General features: G+C 74.3%; 2 protein-coding genes. One reads left to right on the top strand and one right to left on the bottom strand.

Translation table 11 applies throughout. From position 1 onward, the window contains the following. The coding region (locus AXW62_RS23645) for a TIGR03619 family F420-dependent LLM class oxidoreductase (RefSeq protein ID WP_060946275.1) at positions 1-790 on the bottom strand (790 nt) is incomplete at its 3' end. Between the two features lie 208 nt (positions 791-998). Here AXW62_RS23645 and AXW62_RS23640 point away from each other — a divergent pair. Then, positions 999-2,045: an AraC family transcriptional regulator gene (locus AXW62_RS23640; RefSeq protein WP_060946276.1), complete on the top strand. Its 1,047-nt coding sequence runs from the start codon at positions 999-1,001 to the stop codon at positions 2,043-2,045. Positions 2,046-2,276: the final 231 nt, after the last annotated feature.

Here is a 2,276-nt window from a genome sequence, read left to right as displayed (position 1 = left end):
GGGTCCGGCGCCCCACGTCCCAGCCGGGCTCGCCCACGTACAGCGGCTCGGTGATCGCCCCGATCTCGGCGGGCTCGTCGATCCCGGCCGCTTCCCGCAGCGCCCGCAGCCGGGCGATCTGGCCGGGCAGCCGGTGCCGCGGGTCGCCCTGCGGCAGCCAGCCGTCACCCCGGACCGCCGCCCGGCGCACCGCCGCGGGCGAGGAGCCGCCGACCCACAGCGGTGGCCGCGGCGTCTGGACGGGCCGCGGGGCCTGCCCCAGACCGCTGAACGCGAACCGCTCCCCGCGGAAGTCCGGGAACTCCTCCGGACCCAGCGCCGCCTTCAGCGCGTCGACGGTCTCGTCCAGCAGCGCCCCGCGCCGGGCGAAGTCCACTCCGAGCGCCTCGAACTCCTCCCGCACATGCCCGGCCCCGACCCCGAGGATCAGCCGGCCGCCGGAGAGGTGGTCGAGCGTCGCGTACTGCTTGGCGGTCAGCAGTGGGTGCCGCAGCGCCGCGACCGCCACATGGCTGAGCAGCCGCACCCGCCCGGTGGCCGCGGCGAGCCAGCCGAGGGTGGCCACCGGGTCGTACCAGACGGTGCCCATCGCGTCGGCCAGCCGCCGCGGGATCGCGACATGGTCGCAGACGGCGAGGTAGCCGAAGCCGAGCCGGTCGGCCGCGCGGGCGACCGCGAGGAGCTCGGCCGGGCCGGCTCCGGCCTCCCACGGCTCCGCGTAGAGGGTGGACTGCGACTGGACGGGCAACTGCATGCCGTAGCTCAACCGGCCCCGGGGCAGGACGCGCATGCCGGGCCTCCTCGTCGGTGGACCGCCATCTCGTATCTGACGTCGGCCATCGTCGTATCTGACGGTGCATCAGACAAGGGGTTCGCGCGGTCTCGTCCCGCCGCCCGGCGCCCTGCTAGCGTACGGACGTTCGGACCTCGGGCCCATGCCCGCCTTCCCCGCGCAGGGGACCACCGCGGGGCACGGTGAGGGGCGCACAGAGGGGCAGATGATGATCGAGACGGTCTTTCGCTGCGAGGACCTGCCCAGGGCGGATCGGTTCGACTTCTGGCGCGAGCAGATGGCGAATCTCATGGCGCCCATGGAGATGAGCAGCGACCACACCCGTGACTTCCGGGGAGAGGTACGCGTCCTCGAAGTCGGCGCCGCCTCCGTATGGCCCACGAAATTCCTGCCGATGCGGTTCCGGCGGACGCCCAAGCTCATCCGGCAGTCGGATCCCGAGCTCTACCACTTCTCGTTCATCCAGGAGGGAAACCTCCAGGTCACCCAGGCCCGCCAGGACATCGCGCACGGCGAGGACAGCCTGTACGTCGTCGACACCTCACGGCCCTTCGACTGCGTGGCCTTCGGCGGCCCTCCCGGCGGCGTCGGGCTGGAGATCCCCAAGGCGCTGGTCCCGCTCCCGCACGACCGGATCGACCAACTGCTCGCCCGGCCCATCCCGGGCCGGGAAGGGGTCGGCGCCCTGCTGACCGGGTTCCTCACCCGGCTGGCCGCCGACCGGGGCTCCTACCGCCCCTCCGACGGGCCGCGCCTGGCCACCGTCCTGATCGACCTGGCCACGGCGCTACTCGCGCACACCCTCGAGGCCGAAGACGCCCTGCCGCCCGAGACCCACCGGCGGACCCTGACCCTGCGGGTGCAGACCTTCATCCAGCGGAACCTGCCCGACCCGAAGCTGTCCCCGGCCACCATCGCCGCCGCCCACCACATCTCCGTCGGCCATCTGCACCGCCTCTTCCGGGCCCGGGACACCACGGTCTCCGCATGGATCCGGCAGCAGCGGCTGGACCGCGTCCGGCGCGACCTCTCCGACCCCGGCCTGCGCACGGTCCCCCTCCACGAGCTGGCCGCCCGCTGGGGCTTCGCCCACCCCGCCGGTTTCACCCGCGCCTTCCGCGCCGCGTACGGCATGCCGCCCAGCGAGTACCGGCACCTGGCACTCGTGTCGTGCGTGCCGGGCATTCCCCCGCAACACCCGGCACGCACGGACCTCCGGCCCTCCGCGCCGCCCCCGCCCCGCCGTGACTGACGTGGGAGCACCGCGGGGACCCCGCAGGGGCGGGATGGCCGATATGCCCCACAGCCTGCCGGAGCGCCCGGAGGATGTCATTGATCGACAGTGACCGCTTTCTTGCTCCTCCGTGACCGCGCGACGGGTCCGGGCGGGGACCAGGCCGCGCGGAGACCGCACGCCACGCCGGACCCATGCGCCCTGCGGGCAGGCGCCCCCGCCACCCGGCCCGGGGTCCCCGCCCGGTAC

Source organism: Streptomyces hygroscopicus subsp. hygroscopicus (assembly GCF_001553455.1).
Taxonomy (GTDB): Bacteria; Actinomycetota; Actinomycetes; order Streptomycetales; family Streptomycetaceae; genus Streptomyces; species Streptomyces hygroscopicus.
Note: the sequence above shows the minus strand (reverse complement) of the source record. Positions and strands in the feature narration are given on the sequence as shown.